General features: G+C 39.0%; 1 protein-coding gene. It reads left to right on the top strand.

Annotated elements, in window-relative coordinates; genetic code table 11:
- Positions 1-608 (top strand): IS982 family transposase (locus tag ACM0OP_RS24310; protein WP_414530967.1); only part of this gene is annotated, 608 nt, incomplete at both ends.

The following is a 608-nucleotide window of genomic DNA, read 5'->3' as shown; positions in this document are numbered from 1 at the left end:
CACTACAAGTCTTGCCGGGTTGGCGTGAAGCATTTCCGAATTTGGTGAGCTACACCAGGTTTGTGGAATTGATGCCTTGGTGTTTAATGCTTTTATGTTGCTTTTTACATACACGCACTGGGGAAATCACTGGGATTAGCTTTATCGATTCCACCCCCATCAATGTTTGTCACAATGCCAGGGCGCATTGTCACAAGGTATTTAAAGGTTTAGTCAAATGGGGAAAAAATTCTGTGGGCTGGCATTTTGGATTTAAACTACATTTGATTATTAATGATTGTGGAGAATTATTGGCATTTTCCCTAACTCCTGCCAACGTGGATGACCGAAAACCAGTCCCAGATATGACTAAGGACTTAATTGGTAAACTTTTTGGTGACAGAGGATATATATCTCAAAAATTATTTGAGGAGTTATATGAACGAGGATTGCAGTTAGTCACCAAATCTAAAAAGAAAATGAAAAATCGTTTGGTCAAACTGATTGATAAGATTCTATTACGCAAACGCGCTGTCATTGAGTCGGTCAATGACCATCTCAAAAATATCTGTCAAATCGAACACTCTCGTCACCGTAGTCCATTTAACTTTTTGGTTAACTTGATGGCT

This window comes from Nodularia chucula CCY0103 (assembly GCF_963923915.1).
Lineage (GTDB): Bacteria > Cyanobacteriota > Cyanobacteriia > Cyanobacteriales > Nostocaceae > Nodularia > Nodularia chucula.
Note: the sequence above shows the minus strand (reverse complement) of the source record. Positions and strands in the feature narration are given on the sequence as shown.